Annotated in this window: 21 protein-coding genes; 9 read left to right on the forward strand and 12 right to left on the reverse strand. The window is 60.2% G+C overall.

The window, feature by feature from the left end; all coding sequences use genetic code 11:
- Nucleotides 1–114 precede the first annotated feature (114 nt).
- The 3 genes from LPA34_RS18300 to pdxR all read right to left on the reverse strand — a co-directional run bounded on the left by LPA34_RS18300 (nt 115) and on the right by pdxR (nt 3507).
- Nucleotides 115–882: an SDR family NAD(P)-dependent oxidoreductase gene (locus LPA34_RS18300; RefSeq protein WP_228980779.1), complete on the reverse strand. Its 768-nt coding sequence runs from the start codon at nt 880–882 to the stop codon at nt 115–117.
- Nucleotides 883–1093: 211 nt separating this feature from the next.
- Nucleotides 1094–2008 (reverse strand): LysR family transcriptional regulator, encoded by a 915-nt coding sequence (locus tag LPA34_RS18305; RefSeq protein ID WP_228980781.1) that lies wholly within the window; start codon nt 2006–2008, stop codon nt 1094–1096.
- Nucleotides 2009–2082: 74 nt separating this feature from the next.
- Entirely contained in the window at nt 2083–3507 is a 1425-nt protein-coding gene (gene pdxR / locus LPA34_RS18310) for a MocR-like pyridoxine biosynthesis transcription factor PdxR (protein ID WP_228980783.1), read from the reverse strand.
- A gap of 90 nt (nt 3508–3597) precedes the next feature.
- Between pdxR and LPA34_RS18315 the strand changes: the two genes are divergently transcribed.
- From LPA34_RS18315 to LPA34_RS18325, 3 genes are read left to right on the forward strand one after another with little or no spacing between them, the layout of a single operon-like run.
- The gene (locus LPA34_RS18315) at nt 3598–4056 is read left to right on the forward strand and encodes a GNAT family N-acetyltransferase (protein WP_228980786.1); all 459 of its coding nucleotides are present in this window, start codon (nt 3598–3600) and stop codon (nt 4054–4056) included.
- Nucleotides 4053–4697 (forward strand): FMN-dependent NADH-azoreductase, encoded by a 645-nt coding sequence (locus tag LPA34_RS18320; RefSeq protein WP_228980788.1) that lies wholly within the window; start codon nt 4053–4055, stop codon nt 4695–4697. Before LPA34_RS18315 ends, LPA34_RS18320 begins: the two co-directional genes overlap by 4 nt.
- A gap of 51 nt (nt 4698–4748) precedes the next feature.
- A complete protein-coding gene (locus tag LPA34_RS18325; protein ID WP_228980790.1) occupies nt 4749–5180 on the forward strand; it encodes a carboxymuconolactone decarboxylase family protein in 432 nt (143 codons plus the stop codon).
- Between the two features lie 79 nt (nt 5181–5259).
- On the opposite strand, the gene LPA34_RS18330 is transcribed toward LPA34_RS18325, so the two are convergent.
- Nucleotides 5260–5964, reverse strand: coding sequence for an SDR family NAD(P)-dependent oxidoreductase (locus LPA34_RS18330; RefSeq protein ID WP_228980792.1), 705 nt, complete (start codon nt 5962–5964; stop codon nt 5260–5262).
- Between the two features lie 174 nt (nt 5965–6138).
- On the opposite strand from LPA34_RS18330, the gene LPA34_RS18335 reads away from it, so the two are divergent.
- Nucleotides 6139–7047 (forward strand): LysR family transcriptional regulator, encoded by a 909-nt coding sequence (locus tag LPA34_RS18335; protein ID WP_228980994.1) that lies wholly within the window; start codon nt 6139–6141, stop codon nt 7045–7047.
- A 139-nt stretch (nt 7048–7186) separates the two neighbouring features.
- Here LPA34_RS18335 and LPA34_RS18340 read toward each other — a convergent pair whose 3' ends face one another.
- From LPA34_RS18340 to LPA34_RS18350, 3 genes are all read right to left on the reverse strand, one after another.
- Nucleotides 7187–7672: a universal stress protein gene (locus LPA34_RS18340; RefSeq protein WP_228980795.1), complete on the reverse strand. Its 486-nt coding sequence runs from the start codon at nt 7670–7672 to the stop codon at nt 7187–7189.
- Between the two features lie 556 nt (nt 7673–8228).
- Nucleotides 8229–9584 (reverse strand): C4-dicarboxylate transporter DctA, encoded by a 1356-nt coding sequence (gene dctA / locus LPA34_RS18345; RefSeq protein WP_228980797.1) that lies wholly within the window; start codon nt 9582–9584, stop codon nt 8229–8231.
- 163 nt (nt 9585–9747) lie between these two features.
- Nucleotides 9748–10914 (reverse strand): mandelate racemase/muconate lactonizing enzyme family protein, encoded by a 1167-nt coding sequence (locus tag LPA34_RS18350; RefSeq protein WP_228980799.1) that lies wholly within the window; start codon nt 10912–10914, stop codon nt 9748–9750.
- Between the two features lie 130 nt (nt 10915–11044).
- Between LPA34_RS18350 and LPA34_RS18355 the strand changes: the two genes are divergently transcribed.
- From LPA34_RS18355 to LPA34_RS18375, 5 genes are all read left to right on the forward strand, one after another.
- Nucleotides 11045–12004 carry a LysR family transcriptional regulator gene (locus tag LPA34_RS18355; protein WP_228980801.1) on the forward strand — a complete coding sequence of 320 codons (960 nt, stop codon included), beginning with the start codon at nt 11045–11047 and terminating at the stop codon, nt 12002–12004.
- A 438-nt stretch (nt 12005–12442) separates the two neighbouring features.
- Nucleotides 12443–13438: a sugar ABC transporter substrate-binding protein gene (locus LPA34_RS18360; RefSeq protein WP_228980803.1), complete on the forward strand. Its 996-nt coding sequence runs from the start codon at nt 12443–12445 to the stop codon at nt 13436–13438.
- Between the two features lie 120 nt (nt 13439–13558).
- On the forward strand, nt 13559–14536 hold the full coding sequence (locus LPA34_RS18365; protein ID WP_228980804.1) for an ABC transporter permease: 978 nt from the start codon (nt 13559–13561) through the stop codon (nt 14534–14536).
- Between the two features lie 18 nt (nt 14537–14554).
- On the forward strand, nt 14555–15352 hold the full coding sequence (locus LPA34_RS18370) for an ATP-binding cassette domain-containing protein (protein ID WP_228980805.1): 798 nt from the start codon (nt 14555–14557) through the stop codon (nt 15350–15352).
- Between the two features lie 28 nt (nt 15353–15380).
- Nucleotides 15381–16601: an ROK family transcriptional regulator gene (locus tag LPA34_RS18375; protein WP_407672531.1), complete on the forward strand. Its 1221-nt coding sequence runs from the start codon at nt 15381–15383 to the stop codon at nt 16599–16601.
- 33 nt (nt 16602–16634) lie between these two features.
- Here the strand turns inward: LPA34_RS18375 and LPA34_RS18380 are convergent, their stop codons facing one another.
- The 5 genes from LPA34_RS18380 to LPA34_RS18400 all read right to left on the reverse strand — a co-directional run bounded on the left by LPA34_RS18380 (nt 16635) and on the right by LPA34_RS18400 (nt 22970).
- Nucleotides 16635–17486, reverse strand: coding sequence for a carbohydrate ABC transporter permease (locus LPA34_RS18380; RefSeq protein ID WP_228980810.1), 852 nt, complete (start codon nt 17484–17486; stop codon nt 16635–16637).
- A gap of 11 nt (nt 17487–17497) precedes the next feature.
- Nucleotides 17498–18433, reverse strand: a complete 936-nt coding sequence (locus LPA34_RS18385; protein WP_228980812.1) for a carbohydrate ABC transporter permease — start codon at nt 18431–18433, stop codon at nt 17498–17500.
- An 88-nt stretch (nt 18434–18521) separates the two neighbouring features.
- Nucleotides 18522–19784, reverse strand: a complete 1263-nt coding sequence (locus LPA34_RS18390) for an ABC transporter substrate-binding protein (RefSeq protein ID WP_228980817.1) — start codon at nt 19782–19784, stop codon at nt 18522–18524.
- A gap of 27 nt (nt 19785–19811) precedes the next feature.
- A complete protein-coding gene (locus LPA34_RS18395) occupies nt 19812–21773 on the reverse strand; it encodes a beta-galactosidase (protein WP_228980818.1) in 1962 nt (653 codons plus the stop codon).
- Nucleotides 21774–21782: 9 nt separating this feature from the next.
- Nucleotides 21783–22970, reverse strand: coding sequence for an ABC transporter ATP-binding protein (locus LPA34_RS18400; protein ID WP_228980820.1), 1188 nt, complete (start codon nt 22968–22970; stop codon nt 21783–21785).
- Nucleotides 22971–22989: the final 19 nt, after the last annotated feature.

The following is a 22989-nucleotide window of genomic DNA, read 5'->3' on the forward strand; positions in this document are numbered from 1 at the left end:
ATCCGGCCCCTCGCCGCGCCGCGGGCGGGCTGGGGTTTGCTTGCCACACCGCAGCCGCTTCTGCCAGTCAATCAGCGCCTGGCAGCGTGCCAGCGAAACCGCTCTTCGGCTTCTTCAGGCAATCCACCCACCATCGACCGTCAGACTCTCACCGGTTGTGTAGCCTGCTTCGGGGCTCGCCAGATACGCTACCGCCGCGGCGATTTCTTCAGGTTTGCCAAAGCGGCCCACGCTGGCAAGCCTGGTCATCGTGGCGTGGTCTTCCGTCCCGGGCTGGGGCGCCAGTTCGGTGTCGATCGGGCCGGGCTGAACAGCATTGACGGTCACGCCGTACTTCCCGAGCTCGCGCGAAAGACCACGTGTGAAACCCCGAATGGCGAATTTCGAAGCGATGTACAGGGTTACGCCAGGCAGCGGCGCTGCTTCGCCGAAAGCGGAGCCGACATTGATGATGCGTCCCCAGCTCGCCTTGATCATGCGCTGTGCCGCGTCCTTCGCCAGTTCGACCGGCGCCCGTACATTCAGGTTGAAATGCGTGTCGTACGACGTCTCCGACGACTCGAGGAACGGTCCGTATTCGACGGTACCCGCGTTGTTGACGAGGATGTCGAGCCGGCCTTCGAACTTGCCGCCGAAGACACCGTTCAATGAATCGATCAGCGCCGTCACACCCTCGGCCTTCGACAGATCGGCACCGACTGCTTCAGCCTCGCCGCCCGCATCGCGGATTGCCTTGATCACGGCCTCCGCGCGTGCCCGATTCGACGCATAGTGGACGATGACCGATGCGCCGTCCCGCGCGAGACGGGTTGCAATGGAAGCGCCGATACCACGAGAAGCGCCGGTTACGAGCGCGAGTTTGCCTTTCAGGGCTTGAGTCACGATTACCTCGATGATGAGTTTTGAAGGGTCCGCTCACAGCCCGAGTGCAGGGATTAGCGAACTGCTGCATGTGCGCCAATGCGTTCATGCACTGGTTGATGCGTATCGTCCGCTGGTGTTTGCATGCGCGGTAGTAACCGGCGAGGAATAGGTTCTATTCCTTCGCAGTGCGCTTTTCCGAACCGGGGTGTCCGTACCGCGATATTGAACTTCAGGCGCTTAACGAAGTGCGGCCGCCCTGCCCATCAAACAGGTGCTCGACGAAAGCGACGAAGGCGCGCGCCTTCGTCGTCGCCATGCGGCCGGACGGGAAGACTGCCCAGACGTCGATGGGCGGCAGCGTCCACTCGGTGAGAACGGCTTGCACGGTGCCGTCGGCGAGTTCGGGGGAGAACATCCATTCCGACGCCACGGCGAGACCCATATGCCCGAGCACCGCCGTGCGCATGCCCTCGGCGGCGCTGACGCTTACCCGGCCCGACACGGCCACGGCGACCTCGACGCCATCGTTGCGGCTGAATGACCACGACTCACCGCCGCCTCGCCGCGAGTAAACGATCGCCTGGTGCCGGCTCAGCTCGGCCGGTGTCGCCGGAATGCCAGCTTCCTCGAAATAGCGCGGCGTTCCGACAACCAGACGCCGTCCTCGCAGGATGCGTCGCGCGGTCATCGTCGAGTCGTCGAGCGTGCCCATGCGGAGCGCCACGTCGACGCCCTGTTCCAGCAGATCAATGGAGCGGTCGTCGAGGATAATGTCGATACTCAGATTCGGATGCTGGTCGAGGAAGGTCTTGAGCGCGGGCAAAACATGCAGCCGCGCGAATGTGACTGCCGCACTGATCCGCAATCGTCCCGAGAGCCCGTCCGACGATTCGCGTACCACCTGTTCGGCCTGATCCGCCTCATCGATCGCACGGCGGGCGTGCTCGTAGAATCGCTGACCCGCATCTGTCGGCGTCAGGCCTCGCGTTGAGCGGAGCAGGAGCCGCGCGCCGAGATGCGCTTCCAGTTGCGCAATCGACTTGGAGATCGCCGGCTGGCCCAACTTCAACTGGCGAGCGGCGGCGGAAAAGGAACCCGCGTCCACCACCGTAACGAACGTTTCCATCGCCGTCATGCGGTCCATGCGTTCCTCTCCCGCGAACTGTTCAGAATGAGATAGCACATCTTCGGTGTCGGGATCACAGCGCGCCGCCTCATCTACGCTCCTGGCCGGAAAGCACTAGCGAGGGTTCGAGACAATGCGCTCGCCTCCTGGGTAGACGTGATATTGGTGAATCCAATCAACAGTCCTCGTCTTGATGTTGCTTCGGCGTACCAGGTCGACAACGCCTGTATCGACAGTCCAAGGCTTCGCGCACGCATCGCAATCGCACCATCATCCGAGCCGTTTTCGAGCATCGCAAGAAGATGCATGCCACCGGCTTGCAGATGAAGTTGCACGCGCGGTTCCAAGGCGGCGGACAGCGCATCCGCGAGCGCCGCGCGACGCTCCGCGTAGATGCTCCGCATTTTGCGGATATGCCTCGCAAAATAGCCCTCTTCGATGAACCTGGCCAGGGTTGCCTGTAGCAAACGCGGACACTGATTCTGCATTCGACCGGCGGTTTCGGCGAATCGGACGACCTGCTCTTGTGGCACGACCAGATACGATAGACGCAGCCCCGGCGCGAGCACCTTGCTAAAGGTGCCCGTGTACAGCACGCTTCCTGACCCGGCGGTATCAAGACTTTTTAAAGCGGGCAGGGGTCGCCCGCGATACCGGAATTCACCGTCGTAATCGTCTTCAATAATCCAGCGGTCGCCGGCTCTCGCCCAGTCCAGCAACGCGTGTCTGCGTGGAAGGGATAACGACACGCCCAACGGACTTTGGTGACTGGGGGTGACCACTGCAAAACGTGCATTCGCGGCCATTTTTATACCGGCCTCGACATCCAGACCGTCCTGATCGACTGGAACCGGCTGCAATTTCATCCCCGCCTGGTTCAGGAAGCGCCGCGCGATGAGATAGCCGGGATCTTCAAACCAGCATGTGTCTCCATGGCGCAGCACGCTATGGCAGATCAGACCCAGACTGGCGCGATATCCGGCACAAATAAAAACCTGATCCGGTGAGCAGGCAACGCCACGCGAAACGCCTAAATACCCGGCAATGGCCGCGCGTAGCGGCGGATAACCCTGGGGATCGGGATAAATCAGATCGTACAGACCGCTTTGGCGCATCTCACTCGCTGCCAGGCGGTTCCAGACCTTGCCTGGAAAAACATCCAGCGCGGGAAGGCCCATCTCCAGCGGCAACGGCATCAAGCCGGTATGCGTTAGCGACGGCACGGTTTCTGGCACCACGATGGCCTGCCCGGCCGGCTCAGGCAACCTGATCTGCGGTGACACCACCGTACCCGCTGGCCCGCGTGCAATCAGATAGCCCTCGTCGATCAAGAGCTGATAAGCCGATTCGACAGTACCGCGTGCCAGATTCAATTCTGATGCCAGTCCCCGCACCGACGGCACGCGGTCTCCCGGCCGCAACACCCCATCCGCAATGGATTGGCGAATGCGCAGATAGATCTGGCGATACAGCGGACTGTCGGTAGCGGCATTGATGGGGCTAAATGGCAGAGTCATGTCCCACTCGAATTTACATTTCTTGGCTCTGTAGTGTATGACATCGATCGCTTAAAGTACGTCGACGATAACGAATGAAGAGGTATAGCGATGGCACCGGCCACGGAACTTCGGGAACTGGACAACCCTGTGCTGCAGCGGGAAGGCTTCGCGCTGATGCGCGAGCTACGCCCTCATTTGACCGACCCGATAGCGTTTAGCGAACAGCTCGCGCGTCAGCACATGCACGGATATCGGCTGCTCGGTGCATATATGGGCGCGCGAATTGTGGGGCTGGCCGGTTATCGCGCGATGGAAAACCTGCTATATGGCCGCTTTGTCTATGTCGACGATCTGGTAATCGACGCAGGTGAACGTCAACACGGTCTCGGTGCAACCCTGATCGCAGCGGTGCGCAACGAAGCGATTCGCCTGGGATGTCAGCATCTCGTCCTCGATACCGGCCTCCATATGGCATTGGCACAGCGCTTCTACTTCCGTCAAGGCTTGCTGGCGCGCGGCATGCATTTTGTCCAGGCGTTGGACGCAACTGCAGGAGGGACAGCATGAATGATTTTTTATTTTTAAGTGCGAGTCCGAATCAACGCACTTCTATCGCGTACCGTTTTGCCGACGCGCTGCTCGAAAGCTTTAGCAAAAAGCATCCGGCGGCTAGCGTGAATCGACGTGACCTCGCGGCAAACCCGCTGCCGCCGCTAAGTGCTGCATACGGGGCGGCGCTCACAAAACACACTCCGCTCGATGATCCCGCTTTCCGGCAATCGGAACACTTGATTGCCGAGCTGGAGCGCAGCAGCCACCTGCTGATCGCAACGCCGATGCATAACTTCACGCTGCCGGCAACGCTCAAGTTGTGGATCGATCACGTGCTCCGGATTGGACGCTCTTTTTCCCCAGGGCCCGACGGAAAAGTCGGCCTGCTAGCCGATCGTCCCACTTACATCATCGTCAGTTCAGGCGGATTTCACCGTGGACCGCAGGCGCGACAACCTGATTGCCTGTCCGATTACCTGAGACTTGCATTGCGGACAATCGGCATCAGTGACTGCCACTTCATTTATCTGCAGGGGTTGGTCGGAGGCGAAGGAGCGGTGGCAGCAGCATTTGCCAGCGCGCACGAGCAGTTATCACAAACGCCACTCTTTGCCGGTATCGAGCCAATGTCGAGCGCGCTGGTTTCGTCGGTGTAAGTTTCTTCCTTTACCTCTGTTCCACTTTTTCCACGATTTCAGAGTCTGATCATGAGCCAACTTCGCCTTCCGTTTACCACGCTATCTCCGGCCGCTTATCAAGGTCTTCTGGCGACAAGCAAAGCGCTTTCCGACAGTAGCCTCGGTCTGCCAATGGTCGAATTGATCTATCTGCGCATCTCGCAGATCAATGGTTGCGCATTCTGTCTGGGCAAACATTCGTCGACGCTCCGTGATTCCGGTGTCACGCAACGCAAGCTCGACCAGCTCGCGGGCTGGCGTGTCAGCGAACTGTTCGACGCTCGGGAACGCGCCGCGCTCGCATGGGCAGAAACGTTGACGCACGTCTCCGGACAAGGGGCTCCCGACGAATGCTATGCCCCGCTTAAGGCACTCTTCTCCGATGCGGAAATCTCGGATCTGACATTGGCCATCGCGCTGATGAATGCTTTCAATCGTCTCGCTATTGGCATGCTGCTGTAGGAAGCAGGTGCATCGATCCGGCGCCGGGCAGCGCGTCGGACCATAAGCCATCAGACAAATATTTCCGTTATATGGCCCGTCACCAGGGAACGGTCCTCCCGAGATAGTCAAGGTAATGCAAGCCGGAGCGCCCTTCATAAGCCTCGATCGTATTGACCAGGCTCGGAATGCTTTCCTCGATCGTCAGGCGCGCCGCGGGACCACCCATGTCTGTCTGGACCCATCCAGGCGCCATGATCAGAAGGCTCCGCGGATACCCGGCGCTGCGTGCCGCGAAGGTGCGCATAAACATATTGAGTGCGGCCTTGCTCCCTCTGTAGACTTCATAATTCGCGTTAGTGGCATTGGTGATACTGCCCTGCCCCGAAGACATCACACCGATCGTTCCAGTCGGCGGGACAAGGTCTTGAAACGCCTCAATGACTCTCATCGGACTCAGCGAGTTCGTTACCATCACCCGTACAAATTCCCCGGTCGAGACGTCCGCTATCGTTTCGCGATCGTCGTTCACGACCCCTGCGTTCACAAAAAGCACATCGATACGTCGATCTGCAAGACGGGTGCGCAGAGCTGCGATCTGCTCTGGAATCGTGATATCGACAGTTTCGACTTCGAGCGCGCCAGCGGAGGCTTCTGCAACATGCTGAAGCTTTTCCGTAGAGGCAGCGCGCCCGGTGGCGATGACCTGGTAGCCGCGCTTCAGATACTCCTCAACCATCGCAAATCCAAGGCCACGAGAGGCGCCGACAAGGAGAACGGTTTTCCGCGAAAGTGTGCTTTGCATGGGCATCCCCGGTAGATGAAGCCGCTTCCGAACCTGAAAGTAACGGGAGCGATCCTCTTAAGTAAATCGTGCAAGCCAATATAGCGGTATGCAAGGGATGGCGGAAGCGGCGCTGAATGCAACTAATATATGCATCAGACGCCATATCCCGCCTCCACTTACTGCGATCAGGAAATGCCTGAACCGGACCTCAATCTTCTTTTCGCGCTCGATGCATTGCTCACCGAGAAAAACGTGACGCGCGCTGCCCGGTCGTTGCATTTAAGTGCCTCGGCAATGAGTCGCACGCTTGCCCGCCTTCGTGCTGTAACCGGCGATCCATTATTGGTCCGGGCCGGGCGCCATATGGTGCTGACGCCGTATGCCGATGAGATTCGTGAGCGAACACAAAATATTGTTCACGACGCGCGTTCCCTGCTCCGTCCGTCGATGGCGGTGCCAGATTTTTCAACGCTGCGGAGAACGCTTAAGATTCGTGCCAATGAAGCTTTCGTGGAAGCCTTCGGTGCACCACTGATTGCTGAAGTGACTGCACTTGCGCCGCTTGTGCGTTTGCACTTCTCGTCCAAACCGGAGAAGAATCCGGAGTATCTGCGAAACGGTTCCGCCGATCTTGAGATTGGTGTGCTGGAGGAAATGGGACCTGAAATACGCGTCCAGGCATTGTTTCGAGACCGCTACCTGGGCGTTGTCAGAAAGGGGCATCCCCTCGAAATGACACAGGAAGTGACGATCGGGCAATACGCAGCGTCTGGTCATGTCGCCACTCCGCACGGTCGCCAGATAATCGATTCTCTTGACGCTGCGATTGCTCTGGAAGGGTTGGAACGAACGACCGTAGCGATCGTGCCAGGTTTTCCGGCCGCGTTGGCGGTGGCTCGAGCGTCCGATCTGGTGGCGCTCCTGCCTGCATCTTTTATGAACACCCAGCACGCCGCATCCGTTTACTCTTTTGAGCTTCCTGTGGCGACTGATGGTTTTACGGTTTCACAAATGTGGCATCCTCGTTTAGAGAATGACCCTGTTCATCGCTGGTTTCGGCAGCTGGTTCTCAAAATATGTCGTCAGCGGGTGCCATTCTGAACCCAGCCGGGCGCGATCCGCGTTGCGCGGCTGCCTTTTCGGTAATCACCGGGCCGGGCGCCTGCAGTTGCGTGCCCAGTTATCCGCTGTCGTCGAGCAATTGCGCCGGGCGACAGGTGATCCGGCCCGGCGCCTGCGTTCAGGCAAACGGTGCTTCGTCCGTCGACTGTTGCCCGGTCTTCGCGTGGCTCTTTTTAACCATCGCCGGGTCGCGCACGATCGTGACGGGACACGGTGCATAGGCGAGAACCTGGCGGGCGACTGAACCGATCAGCCAGCGATCGAACGGCGTATGACCGCGATGCCCGACGACAAGATGATCGATATCGTGACGCTCCGCGTACAGCACGATCTCTTTCGCGGGCTGCCCGACTATGAGATCAAACTCGGGATGTTCGCCATCAGAGGCGAGCTTCGCCTTGATGTCGTCGAGAACCTCGCCGGCATGGCGCAACTCAAAATCGATCATTGCCTTTTTTTCCAGCTCTATCGCGCCCCAATCCGGCGCGCGCGCCACGACGAGGACATGCAGATGTGCGTCAAAGCGCTTCGCGAGATCGACCGCAAAAGTAACAGCATGTCGCGCGGATGGCGACCCGTCATAACCTGCCAGCACGTTCTGCATGATCTGCTCCCGTCCGGTTCGAACCGGAACATGCTTCGATTGACCTGCGACCGTTCCTCGACATCGCGGCGTCGGCGGAAAAGCGCGTGTAATCATCTTCCGGGCATGTCGCGTGAATCAATGCGGACGACGTCCGTGACGTTAAATCAGTTATCGTCGCTCCGGACTGGAAGATGCTCGTGAGGGACCGGCTCTGCCGCGTCGGCGTCGGGAAGATCGTCTTTCGCGGGATTTGACGATCCCGGTGAGCCGGTCTTGCGGGTCGTCCCGGATGAGGGTTGCGTGGGGTCGAGAGGCTTGTCAGTCGACTCAGCGGACGGATCGGAGGACATGGTTTGCTCCTGCGCTGATGAATGCTGCTTCTACCATGATAGACCGCATTGAGTTCGGGGTTGTGCGAAAGCCGTGCCGGCGGCTACGTTTTGCGGCAATGCACAACCAGGGCAACGCAACGTTCGCCCGGCCTGGTTGTGTTTGCAGGCGTCGCCATCCGGCGCGATCGTTGAATTGACTTCCCTGCGAAGGCTGCAACCGGCGCCAGGGCTGACTGGACGATTCAATGCGTACGAGGCCGGATAATGGCGTCTTTCGGAGGCACCCGCTCTGCACGTGCCTCGTCGGCAAACTCCAGCGCGTCAATGCTCGTGTCGATACGGTCGAGCATTGCGCGGGCCTTGCTCATGTCGATCGCGCCCTCCCATCGCGCTACCACAATGGTTGCCACGCCGTTGCCGATCAGGTTCGTGACTGCACGGGCCTCGTTAAGGAACCGGTCAACGCCGAGCAGCAGCACCAGTCCCGAAACAGGGATTTTGTGCATCGAGGCCAGCGTGGCAGCCAGCGCCACGAAGCCGGCCCCGGCCACACCCGCGGACCCTTTGGATGTCAGCAGGAGCACGCTGAGAAGCAGCAACTGGTCCCAGATCGTCAGGTGAATATTCATCGCTTGCGCAATGAACATGGAGGCCATGGTCAGGTAGATCGCCGTACCATCGGCATTGAAGGTATAGCCCGTCGGCAACACCATCCCGACTACGGGCCGTGAACACCCCAGCTTCTCCATCTTGATCAGCATCTGTGGGAGCACCGCTTCAGTCGAAGCCGTACCGAGGGTAATGAAGATTTCATCCTTGATGTAACGGAGATACTTCCACAGCGACAGTCCGCTCATCCGCAGCACCAGGCCAAGCACGACGACCACGAAGAAAATCGAGGTCAGGTAAAGACACACCATCAATTCGCCGAACGACGCCAACGTGCCAATTCCGTACTTCGCGATGGTGAACGCCATGCCGCCAAAGGCACCGATCGGCGCGACATACATCACGATCCGCACCACGCCAAACATGCCCTGAAGGAACATGTCGAGCATGTCGACGAAAGGCGCAGTGCGGGGCCCCAGCTTCGCAAGCGAGATTGCGAGCAGAACCGAAAAGAAGATGATGGGCAGGATATTTCCATTCGCAAACGCTCCGACAATGCTGTTCGGAACGATACTCATGAAGAACTCAAGCATGCCGTGCTGCTGTGCCGCGTGGGTGTAGCTGGAAATGGACGAACTGTCGATTTGTGCGGGATCGACGTTCATGCCACTGCCTGGCTTGATGACATTCACGATGACAAGGCCGGCGGCGAGCGCAATCGTTGATGCAATTTCGAAGTAAACGATCGCCTTGACGCCAACGCGACCGGCCTCATGAAGATCGTTCATGCGGGCAATACCGACGACAACGGATGCGAAAATGATCGGGGCAAGCAGCATCCGGATCAGTTTGATGAACAGGTCGCCGAGTGGCTTAAGTTGAGAACCGATGTCAGGGTAGAAATGGCCGACGAGAATGCCGGCAACAATACCAATCAGAACCTGTACATAGAGTCTGGAAAGAGATTTTCTGATCTTTGAAACCCGCATGACTGTCTCCTATGCGTGGCATCTTTTTATGAAAATCAGGTCGGGCAACCGCAACGTGATCTACCGCTGCGGTGAGCACGGACCGATTTCGCCTGCGTTCCTTTTGTCTGTTTTATGAACGCTACGCCGACGCTTTTTGTCGGCGGTTTTGCCGGTCGACGGCTTATGCGGACAGCTTTTGCATCTCGGCGAAAAGATCGGCCTTTCCTTCGAAGCCGATGCCGGGAAGATCGGGCATGGTGATGAAGCCGTTTTCCACCTTCACACCGTCGGGGAAGCCGCCATAAGGCTGGAACAGATCCGGATAGGATTCGTTGCCGCCCAGGCCAAGGCCGGCCGCGATGTTCAACGACATCTGGTGTCCGCCGTGCGGAATGCAGCGGCTCGGCGACCAGCCGTGCTGATGCAGCATGTCGAGCGTGCGCAGATACTCAACGAGGCCATAGCTCAGTGCACAGTCGAATTGCAGCCAGTCGCGATCCGGACGCATGCCGCCATAGCGAATCAGGTTGCGGGCATCCTGCATCGAGAACAGGTCCTCGCCGGTCGCCATCGGCTTGTCGTAGTAGTTGCGCAGCGTCGCCTGCAGTTCGAAGTCGAGTGGATCGCCCGGCTCTTCGTACCAGAACAGGTCGTATTGCGAGAGTGCCTTCGCGTACTGGATCGCCGTGTCGAGATCGAAGCGACCGTTGGCATCGACAGCAAGTTTTTGCCCGTCGCCGAGCACGCTCAGGATCGAGTCGATACGGCGCAGATCTTCGTCGAGCGAAGCACCGCCGATCTTCTTCTTCACGACCGTGTAGCCGCGGTCGATATAGCTGCGCATCTCGTCCTTGAGCTTGCCGTGATCCTGGCCGGGGTAGTAGTAGCCGCCCGCCGCGTACACGAAAATCCTGCGGTCGGGCTGACCATTGCCATAGCGATCCGCGAGCAGCTGGAACAGCGGCTTGCCTTCGATCTTTGCCACCGCATCCCAGATCGCCATGTCGATCGTACCGATCGCTACCGAACGCTCGCCGTGGCCGCCTGGCTTCTCGTTCGTGAACATGGTCGCCCAGATTTTGTGCGGATCGAGGTTGTCGCCGGCATCGTTGACGAGCGTGGTGGGGTCGGCTTCGAGGATGCGCGGAATAAAACGCTCACGCATCAGCTTGCCCTGGCCGTAGCGGCCGTTAGAGTTGAAGCCATAACCCACAACCGGCTTTCCATCCCGGATGACATCCGTCACCACGGCGACGAGGCTCAGCGTCATCTTGCTGAAGTCAATGTAAGCATTCCGGATCGGGGAACTGATTGGAACGGTTTTTTCGCGGATTTCAACGATTCTCACAGCGGTGTCTCCTGAATTTTTTGCACGTATTGCATGCGTCGAGTTGCAATGGAAACTAGCTTATCCGCGAAGCAAAGGATTAAAATTCACCTGAATTCATTTCATTTTTTACTTTAGGTGAACAACTGAGGTGACAACCGGCTCAGCTTCCGATTTCGAATTTTTCATCCTCCTTGCGAGGCTTAAAAGCTTGTCGGGAGCGGCACGGGCACTCGATCTCACGCCACCGGCGGCGACAAAACGCCTCGGTCTGATGGAACAAAAGCTGGGGGCCCGGCTCGTTAACAGGACGACGCGGAGTGTCAGCCTGACTCCAGAAGGCGAGACCTACTTGCGCTACGCGATGCAGATCGTCGGGCAAGTCCGGCAGATGGAAGATGAGATCTCCGGGGCCACGTCCGATCCCCACGGCCTGTTACGCGTCAATGCGACCCTCGGCTTTGGGCGCACCACCATCGCACCGCTAGTGTCTGAATTCGCGAAGCGCTTTCCTAATGTCGAGATCCAGTTTGAAGTAACGGACCGGCCCATCGATCTGGTTGAGGAAGGGTTCGATATGGCGATCCGTTTTGGGACGCTTCCCGACAGCCGGCTTAGTGCCAGGCGCATCATGAGCAATCGCCGTTTTCTTTGCGCCTCCCCGAAATACCTCGAGCGATCTGGGACACCGGAGCGGATAGAAGATCTCGTTCGACACCGGTGCATCATTCATCGACAAAACGATGACGCCTATGGCGTGTGGAAGTACATGCAGGGGGATCACACCGAAGCGTTGAAAGTTAAGGGCGCGCTCTCAAGCAATGATGGCGATATCGTGCTGCGGTGGGCGCTCGACGGGCATGGGATATTGATCCGCTCCGAATGGGATCTGGCGAAATACGTCCAGAGTGGGCGGCTCAAACTGGTTTTGCCGGATACAGTACTGCCGTCGGCCGACCTGTTTGTCTACTATCCCAGCCAGCGAAACCAGACAGCACGCGCCCGGGCATTCATCGACTTTCTGACCGGCCATTTTCACGCGCCGTTCATCCCGGTCGAAACTGGAGCTTTGATCTACGATCAAAAAAAGAGAGCCGGTCGCAAATCATAGGTTTTCCACCCTGGTAAGTCGTTGCCCAGCTTGCGACCGGAACCCCTTGCAGTGCGAACGGTTCAGGCAGTACACAGCCGATGACGCGACGCGCACCGCCTGCAACCTGGCCGTCTCCCCGGCTGCATTCCACCCAGGGATTTACCCGCGTCAGCCTCTTTTAATATTGCATTGCACAAGTCACTTCAGGCCTTGCTGCTTATGCACAGCACCGCCTGTACGTACGCCAGTCTTGTGCGCACGCTCACGACAATCTTCATTGACACTTCACCACCCACCTGCTGTACTAAATAAAGGCAATTGATTTAGTCTCTCCGTGCGGCTACGCAAAGGCGAGACAGCGAATCAACCAGCAAGGAGACGCGCACAGCGTCCCGCATGTCATTGAATCGACCTTGAAGTCGAAACGTCGTTGCCAATAACCCGGAGGAGCGATCCATGAATTCCAGCAAGCATCCCGTCGTGAAGCGTGTCGTATCGATGTGCGTCGCTGCCAGCGCCATATGGTGCGCAGGCGTGGCCCACGCTGCCGACCAGCCTGTTATCGGGCTGATCACCAAAACCGACACCAACCCCTTCTTCGTGAAGATGCGCGAGGGCGCCGAAGCCCAGGCGCAGAAAGACGGGGCGAAACTGCTTACGGCCGCGGGCAAGTTCGACGGCGATAACGCAAGCCAGGTGACCGCGATCGAAAACATGCTGACGGCGGGTGCCAAGGCGATTCTGATCACGCCAAGCGACACGAAGGCGATTGTGCCGAGCATCAGGAAGGCACGGGCGGCCGGCGCACTCGTGATTGCGCTCGACACACCGACCGAGCCGCAGAGTGCAACGGACGCCCTCTTCGCCACCGACAACTTCAAGGCGGGTGTGCTTATCGGCGAGTACGCCAAAGCTGCGCTTGCCGGCAAGCCCGCGAAGATCGCGACGCTCGACCTGGCGCCTGGCGTGTCGGTCGGTGTTCTTCGCCATAACGGCTTTATTCAGGGCATGGGCATCAAGGAAGGCGACCCTTCCATCGTCTGCAGCCAGGACACGCGCGGGGATCAGGCCAAGGGCCAGACGGCGATGGAAAACTGCCTGCAGAAAGCGCCTGACATCAACGTGGTCTACACGATCAACGAACCGGCCGCGGCTGGCGCATATCGCGCGCTCAAGGCAGCAGGCAAGGAAAAGGGCGTGATGATCGTCTCGATCGACGGCGGCTGTGAAGGCGTGCGTAACGTGAAAGACGGCGCGATCGCCGCGACCTCCCAGCAGTATCCGCTCAAGATGGCCGCGCTTGGCGTGAGCGCGGGCGTCGACTATGTGAAGACGGGCAAGAAGGCCACCGGTTATCACGACACCGGCGTCACGCTCATCACCGACAAGGCGATGCCTGGCGTCGAAAGCAAGGACTCGAAGTTCGGTCTTGAGAATTGCTGGGGCAAGTAACACGCCCTGACGCCACGTAGCAGGCGAACGCAACGTTCATGCATTGGTGGGACCCGCGCCCGCGGGTCCCGGCGAAGTCGCGCGTGCCACCCATCACGCGATCGCATCGAGGAACACATCATGTCTACTCCGTCGGCCTCCGGCGCCCGCCGTTTCGGCGATCATCTGCCGTCTCTCGCTGAAATCGGCCCATTGCTGGCACTGCTGCTCGCATGCGCTTTCTTCATCTCGCAGAGCAACCGTTTCCTGTCGTTCCAGAACCTCTCGCTGATTCTTCAGCAGACGATGGTCGTCGCCGTCATCGCGATCGGCCAGACGTTGATCGTGCTCACCAGCGGCATCGACCTGTCGTGCGGGATGGTGATGGCGTTCGGCTCGATCGTGATGACCAAATTCGCCGTCGTGCTCGGCGTACCACCGGTCCTTGCGATTATCTGCGGCATTGGCGCAAGCGCGCTGTTCGGCCTGCTCAACGGCCTGTTGATCACGCGTATCAAACTGCCCGCCTTCATCGTGACACTCGGCACGCTGAACATCGCATTCGCCCTGACGCAACTTTATTCGAACGCGGAGAGCGTCACGAATCTGCCCAACGCGATCATGTTCTTCGGTAACACGTTCCGTATCGGACCAGCAGAAGTCACCTACGGCACCGTGCTGACCTTGCTGATGTATCTGGCGACGTGGTTCGTGCTTCGCGATACGGTGCCGGGACGGCATCTCTATGCGCTCGGCAATAACGCGGAAGCCGCGCGCCTGATGGGCCTGAAGTCGCAACGCATCCTGATCACGGTGTATACGATCGCAGGTGTGTTTTACGGCATCGCCGCGCTGCTTTCGGTATCGCGTACCGGTGTGGGCGATCCGCAAGCCGGGCAGACAGAAAACCTCGACAGCATCACGGCGGTCGTGCTCGGCGGAACGAGTCTGTTCGGGGGGCGCGGGTCCGTGGTCGGAACGCTGCTGGGCGCGCTGATTGTCGGCGTGTTTCGCAACGGCCTCACGCTGATCGGCGTCTCGTCGGTGTATCAGGTGCTGATAACGGGGATTCTCGTCATTCTCGCCGTTGCTGCCGACAAACTGTCACATCGCCGCTAACGCGATCAGGAGCCTGCCATGTCGACACCCCAAACTGCTGCTTCCGTCACACCGGTTCTGGAGGCGCGCGGACTGATCAAGCGCTACGGCTCGGTGACCGCGCTCGACGGTTGCGATTTCGAAGTGCTGCCCGGCGAGATTCTCGCTGTCATCGGCGATAACGGCGCCGGAAAGTCATCGCTGATCAAGGCGCTTTCCGGCGCTACCGTGCCCGACGAAGGCGAATTGTTCCTCGATGGTGCGCCTGTCAAATTTCGCAGCCCGCTCGACGCACGTGCGCACGGCATCGAAACGGTCTACCAGGACCTGGCCGTCGCCCCGGCGATGAGCATTGCCGAAAATCTTTTCCTCGCACGCGAACTCGTCAAACCCGGCTGGCGTGGGTCGATCCTCAAGATGATCGACAAGCGCCGCATGCTGGAAGAAGCGACCGCTCATATGAAAGGATTGCAGATCGGCATTCGTTCGATGCGTCAGGCCGTTGAAACATTGTCCGGTGGGCAGCGTCAGGGCGTAGCCGTGGCGCGCAGCGCGGCGTTTGCGCGACACGTCGTGATTCTCGATGAACCGACCGCGGCACTCGGCGTCAAGGAGGGCAACATGGTGCTCGAACTGATCCGGCGCGTGCGCGATCGCGGCCTGCCTGTCATTCTGATCAGCCACAACATGCCGCACGTGTTCGAAGTCGCGGACCGCATCCATATCCAGCGGCTTGGACGACGCGCCGCACTCGTGAATCGCGCGGACATTCATATGTCGGAAGCCGTTGCGATCATGACAGGAGCAAAGGAAGCTGACGTCAAGGCTATCGCATGATAGTGACTCTTACCGCCGGCGCGTGATGATGGATAACGCCCCGCATTCGCCACTCAGGCACCCGGTCGGTTCGAACCAGGTCGGCATGCGGCAGTTCAACGAACGGATCGTGCTGCAGGCGATACGGCTGCACGGTCCGTTGCCGAAAGCCGACGTGGGACGGCTCACGCGTCTGTCGATGCAGACGGTATCGATGATCGTCGACCGTCTGATCGACGACGGCCTGCTCGCGAGGCAGCCGCGCGTACGCGGCCGCATCGGGCAACCGTCGGTGCCGATCGCGTTGCGCGCGGACGGCGCGTTCACGATCGGCATCAAGGTCGGCCGGCGCAGCCTCGATGTGCTGGCGATGGATTTCGTGGGCAACGTCTGTAGCCGCGATGTGTTCGAGTACACCTACCCCGATCCCGCGATGCTGTTTCCCGCGCTCGAAGCGAGACTCGCGCGTACCAACGCGGTGCTCGGCGCACGCGCGAAAAAGGTCGTGGGTGTAGGGGTTGCAGCGCCGTTGTGGCTCGGCGGCTGGCGCGATTTTCTGGGTGCGCCGCCCGAGGCGCTCGAAGCATGGAACGAGATCGACATCCGTGCGCGTATCGAGACGATGACCGGATTGCCGGTCGAGTTCGCCAAGGACACGACCGCTGCGTGCGCGGCGGAACTCGTGATGGGCCAGGGGCGCGGCATTCACAATTTCCTGTATCTGTTCGTCGGCACGTTTATTGGCGGCGGCCTCGTGATCGACGGACGACTGCATGGCGGCCCACACGGCAACGCAGGTGCGGTCGGCTCGATTCCGCTTGCGCGCAGCGGCACAAAACCCGCGCGACAGCTTTTGCACGCGGCATCGGGCTTCGTGCTTGAACGGATTTTCGCGGACGCTGGCGCGCCGCCCGCGGCCGCGCACGATCATCGCGCGTTGGGCCCCGAACTGTGGCGTTTGACCGAACAGTGGCTCGATACCGCGTGCCCCGCCATCGCCACTGCGCTCACGAATGCTTCGGCGTTGCTCGATCTCGAAGCAGTAGTGATCGATGGTGAACTCGACCGGCAACTGCTGCGCGAGATCATCCGCCGCACCGAGCGCGTGCTCGATCGTTTCGAGTGGGAAGGCATGGTGCGCCCACAACTGCTGGAAGGCGCGATCGGTGCCGACGCGCGCGCGATGGGCGGCGCCATTCTGCCGCTGTACGCGCATTTCGCGCCGGTGCATGAACTGTTTCTCAAGCCGGCGGTGGAAGCCGCCCTTTAGCCGGCTTCCTTGCGCGGCTTTAGCAGGCCGGTATCAACCCTTGGTCGCGCCAAACGTCAGTCCGGCGACGAACTGCCGTTGCATTGCAAAGAACATCGCCACCGAAGGCAGCGCCGCCAGGATCGAGCCGGCCGACACGAGATTCCACGCGGTCGTCCACTGCCCCTTGAGCGCGGCGACGCCGACGGTGATCGGTGCAGCCTCGTCGCCTTGCGTCAGGCACAGTGCCCAGAAATAGTCGTTCCAGACGAACGTGAAAACGAGGATGCCAAGCGCCGCAAGCGCCGGACGGATCAGCGGCAGCACGATGCGAAAGAATACCGTCCACTCGCCGGCCCCTTCGATCCGCGCTGCTTCCACGAGTTCGAACGGCAACTGCTTGATGAAGTTACGCAGAAACAGTGCGCAAAATCCGGTCTGAAACGCGATGTGAAAGAGGATCAGTGCGCTGACCGTATTGAAGAGACCCAGTTGCAACGACAGATCGCGCACCGGAATCATCAGGATCTGGATCGGCACGAAATTGCCTGCCACGAACGTGCCGAACAGCAGCATGTTGCCGCGAAAACGGTACACGGCAAGCGCGAATCCGGCCATCGCGGCCAGCGTGATCGAGCCCACCACCGAGGGCACGGTAATCAGCACGCTGTTCCAGAAGTAATGCAGCATCGGCGAGGCCGTCAACGCCTCGCGATAGTTCGCGATCAGCGTGATGTGTTCGGGCCAGCCCCAGTAGTTGCCGCGCGAAAGTTCGTCGGTCGAGCGCACCGACGTGACGAGTACCGCGATCATCGGCAGCAGCCAGATGATGAGCGCGAGCGGCAGCGACATCTTGTACAGCACCCGGTTGGCCGGTTTCCATTTTTCGACGGGAAGCGGATACATGGCGATCTCCTTTACTGCTCTTCGCGCACCATGCGGCGCAACTGGAAGACGATATAGACGAGCACGATCGCGAACAGCACCACCGCGATTGCCGCTGAATAACCGAGGCGGTAATACTTGATCGCCTGGTCATACATGTAATAGGCGAGCACCGTCGAGCTTTCGAACGGGCCGCCGCCGCTCATCACCGCGATCAGGTCGAAACTGCGCAGCGCGCCGATCACGGTCACCACGATCGCCATGAATGTCGTGGGCCGCAGCTGCGGCAGCACGACGTGCCACAGCATCGCCCAGCCTTTCGCCCCTTCCATCCGCGCGGCTTCGAGCTGCTCGGCGTTAAGCGACGTGAGGCCCGTGAGATAAAGAATCATGCAGTACGCTGTTTGAGGCCACAGCGCGGCGAAGATAATGCCGAACGTCACGTAGCGCGGATCGCCCAGCACGGGCACGCCGTGCCCGACGATCACTTTCAGCAAGCCGAACGTCGGGTCGTAAAACCAGCTGAAAATCAGGCCCACGACGACGCCCGAAAGCACGAACGGCGCGAAAAACAGCGATTTCACGAAGCGGATGCCGCGCACCGCCTGATTCAGATACAGCGCGATCGCAAGCCCCATCGGCGGCGACAGCATGAAGAGAACGAGCCACAGCACGTTGTTCCTGAGCGCCGTATAGAACGTCGGCGTATGGAACAGTTCGACGTAGTTCGCGAGACCGACAAACGTCTTCTCCGTCATGCCGTCCCAGTTGTAGAAACTCAGCGACAGCGACGAAATGATCGGCCACACGACATAAATCGCCACCATGATGCAGGCAGGCGCGAGAAACAGAAACGCTGCGCGCCGCTGCTGCCTTGCGCTTGGCGATGCCCGGCGCGATTTCGCGCGACGCGGCGGCGCAGCCTGCGGCACATCGACGGCCACGCGATGGGTCGGGACAGTTTTCATGACGGATTACCTCTACGGCGTCTTCGATTCCGCGGTGCCGGCATGCGTGAAACCGCGTCACGCATGCCGGCGCCGTTCGATGCCCAGCTTACTTCTTGTAGATCCGCTTGCGGGTCTGTTCGAGCTGCGCGAGGATTTCGTCGAGCTTCGTCGGATCCGACACGAACTGCTGCATGCCCTTCATGCCTTCGTCGGCCATTTCCTTCGTCATGTCGCGATCGTAGAACTGCGCAATGCCGCCCTTCGTATTCGACAGGATCTGGAAACCGATCCTGGAAATCGGATCTTCCGGTTCCGGCGACTTGCTGTTAGCCGGCAACGATCCCAACCCCTGCGCCAGCTTCGAGCTGATATCCGGCGTTTCCATGAAGGCGAGGAACGTGTGCGCATCCGTCTTGTTCTTCGCTTTCGACGGAATATGCAGCGATTCGACGGGACCGTCCTCGGCGGTCGGCACCTTCGCGTCGATGATCGGGAACTGGAAGTAGCCCATCTTCGACTTCACGTCCGGCGGAAAGCCGCCGGTAATGAACGTGCCCATCAGCATCATCGCGGCCTTGCCCTGGAACAGGAACGGCTGCACGGCGTCCAGATCGTATGAGAGCGAGTTGTCGATAAAGTCCTTGTCGTCGAGCAGTTGCTTCCACGCCGTGTACACTTTCTTCACGCGCGGGTCGGTGTACGGCACTTCGCCCGCCATCAGCTTCTGGTGGAACGCGTTGCCGTTGATGCGCAGATCGAGATAGTCGAACCAGCCTGCCAGCGTCCACGCATCGCGCCCGGCCACGGCAATCGGTGTGATGCCGGCAGCCTTCAGCTTCTTGCAGGCGTCGAGAAATTCATCCCACGTCTTCGGCTCGCCAGCGATGCCGGCCTTCTCGAACAGGTCCTTGCGGTAGAACATACCCCATGAGTAATACACGGTCGGCGCGGCGTACTGCTTGCCGTTATACGACGAAGCTTCCTTCGTCGATGCGTACATGCTGTTCCAGTTGTTTTTGTTCCAGTCGTTAGTGAGATCTTCCAGGAGACCGCGACGGGCGTAATACGCCATCCGTTCGCCGTCATGCCAGTTCACCACATCGGGGGCGACCGTCGAGAGCCAGCCTGGCAACTGCACCTTGTACGCTTCTTCGTCGATGAACGACACCTTCACGTCGACGTCCGGATGTGCCTTCTTGAAGTCGTCGATGGCCGATTGCCAGACCGCGCGCTGGCTTGCGCCCTTGAATGCGATGTTGACCGCGAGCGTGCCGGCCTGCGCGATATTGCCGACGACGCTTGTCAAACCGGCTGCCGCCAGCGCGATGCCGATCAGCCCCTTACGTACCGCACTTCTCGTGCTTGTCATACCTGTCTCCTGATGGATGATGGAATGTTATGCGGCGCGATAAACCGCCACGCCCTGCGGTTCGACCGACGACGACCCGATCACGAAAGCATCCGCACGGACGTTGTCGATCGTGTAAGCGGTATCGCCGTAGTTGAAAACGTACTTGAGCGCGCCACGCTGGCTGACGCGAATCGTGTCGGCGAGCGGTACCGCATCAAGTCTTGCTGCCGCTGCAACCTGCGCGAAAATGCGTTGCGTGAGCGTGTCGTCAAAGAGGCTTGCGCAGTAATGCAGCGCGCCATGTCGCACAAGAGCCGGATGACCGTCATCGAAACGCGCGAGCACGTCCATGTTCGCCGGCACGTCGAGCAGATCGCGCCAGTGACGCGACTCGCCCTGCAGCGTCGAACTATCGCTCGTGACCGGCACGTTGACGTTCGGGCGTATCGAATCGACACGCCAGACGCGCAACGGCAACACATCGGCGAGCGCGCCCGGCGGCAGGTTAGTCGGAATCTGCAGATCGCGCGTCTTGGAACCCGTGCGCGGTCCGAGCACAACCTGCGCGCCACTTGCCGCGAGCCTGGCGCCGAAGTCATTCGCCACCACCGGCAACGGCGGCACGACGATCATGCTGTAGCCGTCAAACGATGCATCCGCCGGAATCACGTCGACATCGAGACCCAGCGAGCGAAGCGCCGAGTAATACTCGAACGCGAAACGCGGATAGTGGAAACCGGCGGCCTGCGGATGAATCTCGAAGAGCCACTTGGCTTCGTAGTCGTAGACGAGCGCGACCTTCGCGCGCACCTTCGGTTCGCCATCGGCGGACACGACTGCGCGAATTTCCTCCGCAACGCGTGCTGCCTCCGCGCCACCGAGATCGAGCCGGTTGTCGGGCGTGTTGAGCCCGGCGTGCATCTGCTCCTGCGCGAACGGCGCCTGACGCCAGCGGAAATACGACACGCAGCCTGCACCGTGCGCGAACGCTTCCCAGCTCCACAGGCGCACCATGCCCGGTAACGGCGCGGGATTCCACTCCGCCCAGTTCACCGGGCCCGGCTGCTGCTCCATCACCCAGAACGGCTGCTTCGACATGCCGCGATACACGTCGTGATTGAACGACGCAAAATCCGGGTGACCGGTCCGCAGGTAACGCGCCTTGATATCCGGCGCGAACCATTGCTCTTCGAGCGCGCCGAGCGGATAGCTGTCCCACGCCGCGATGTCGAGATCGGCTGCGACCTTGTAGTGGTCGAACTCCGTGAAGAGCTGCATGAAGTTGTGCGCGATCGGGCGCCCCGGCGAATGCTCGCGCAGGATGTCCGTCTGCATGCGGTTGAACCGCACCACTTCGTCCGAGGCGAAACGGCGATAGTCGAGACGGTGCGACGGATGCGCCTCGGTCACCGTTGCAACCGGCGGATCGATTTCATCGAAGCTGCGATATTCCATGCTCCAGAACACCGTGCCCCATGCTTTGTTCAGCGCATCGATCGTGCCGTAACGCTTTGCGAGCCAGCCGCGAAAACGCTTCGCCGCCGCCAGCGAATAGCTGACCACAGTGTGATGGCAACCGTATTCGTTATCGGTCTGCCAGAACGCGACCGCCGGATGCGAACCGTAACGGCGCGCCACCGCTTCGCAGATGCGTCGCGACGCCTCGAAGTACGACGGCGACGAGAAATCGTAGTGACGTCGCGAACCGAACGCACGCGCACGGCCGTCCGCGCCCACGGCGAGGATGTCGGGATGCTGGTCGACGAGCCACTTCGGCGGCGTGGCGGTCGGCGTGCACATGACGACCTTCAGACCGGCCGAGCCGAGCACGTCGATCGCCTGATCGAGCCAGGCCCACTGATACACGCCGGGTTCCGGCTCGATACGGCTCCACGCGAATTCGCCGATGCGCACGCGCTCGATGCCAAGCGCTTTCATGCGCGCGGCGTCGTCGCTCCACATATCGGACGACCAGTGTTCCGGGTAATAGCAGACTCCTAAACGCATGCAGCGCTCCTACGCGACCTGAGTGACGGGATGATTCGAGGCGGGCGCACGATGCGGCAGTGCGAAACCGTCCCCGGTGAAGAGATGACACGACGCGGCGGGCACGTTGAACATCAGACGCTCGCCCGTGCGCGCCTCGATATCGCCCGGCGCCTTGGCGATCAGCACGTCGCCGCCGGGTTGATCGAGATGCAGATAGCTGTGCTCGCCAAGTTGTTCGATCAGCGTGACACTGCGTTGAATGGTTTGCAAAGGGACGCTCGCCCGCGTGTCACTCGTCGCACCCGCAACCGTGTTCACTTCGAGATGCTCGGGACGAATGCCGAGCGTGACTGCCTGCCCGACTGTCAGCGTATCCGCCACGACCGGCACATCGATCGATTCGCTCGTGTGCGCAAGCGTGATCCGCACCGATTGCGCATTGATCGACGCGACGGTCGCCGGCAGAAAGTTCATGCGCGGCGAACCGATAAAGCCCGCTACAAAGCGGCTCTTTGGCCGGTGATACAACTCGAGCGGCGTGCCTACCTGAGCAATGCTGCCGTAGCGCTCCGTGTCCTTGCCGGCATGCAGCAGAACGATGCGGTCCGCGAGCGTCATTGCCTCGATCTGGTCGTGCGTCACGTACACCACGCTCGCCTTCGCGAACTGCTTGTGCAGGCGTGCGATTTCGATGCGCGTCTGGCCGCGCAGCGTGGCGTCGAGATTCGACAGCGGCTCGTCGAAGAGAAACACGCCGGGTTCGCGCACGATGGCGCGGCCAATCGCAACGCGCTGACGCTGGCCACCGGAGAGCGCACGCGGCTTGCGGTCGAGCAGCGCTTCGAGTTGCAGCACGCGCGCGGCTTCCTTCACCCTGCGGTCGATTTCGTCTTTCGGTTTTTTCGCGAGCTTCAGGCCGAACGCCATGTTCTCGAACACGGTCATGTGCGGAAAAAGCGCATAGCTCTGGAACACCATCGCGACGCCGCGCTCGGCGGCAGGCACGTCATTCATGATCCGGCCGCCGATGTACAGATCTCCATCGGTGACGTCCTCCAGACCCGCGATCATCCGCAGCAACGTCGACTTGCCACAGCCCGACGGCCCGAGGAACACGCAGAATTCGTTTTCGCCAATCTCCAGGTCCACGCCGCGAATCACCGGCGGATGTTCGCCGTACGCTTTGTGCACTGCTTTCAACGAGATGCTGGCCATTGCCTTGCCTCCATGTTCT

Origin of the sequence: Paraburkholderia gardini, assembly GCF_907164575.1 — a bacterium.
Taxonomy (GTDB): Bacteria; Pseudomonadota; Gammaproteobacteria; order Burkholderiales; family Burkholderiaceae; genus Paraburkholderia; species Paraburkholderia gardini.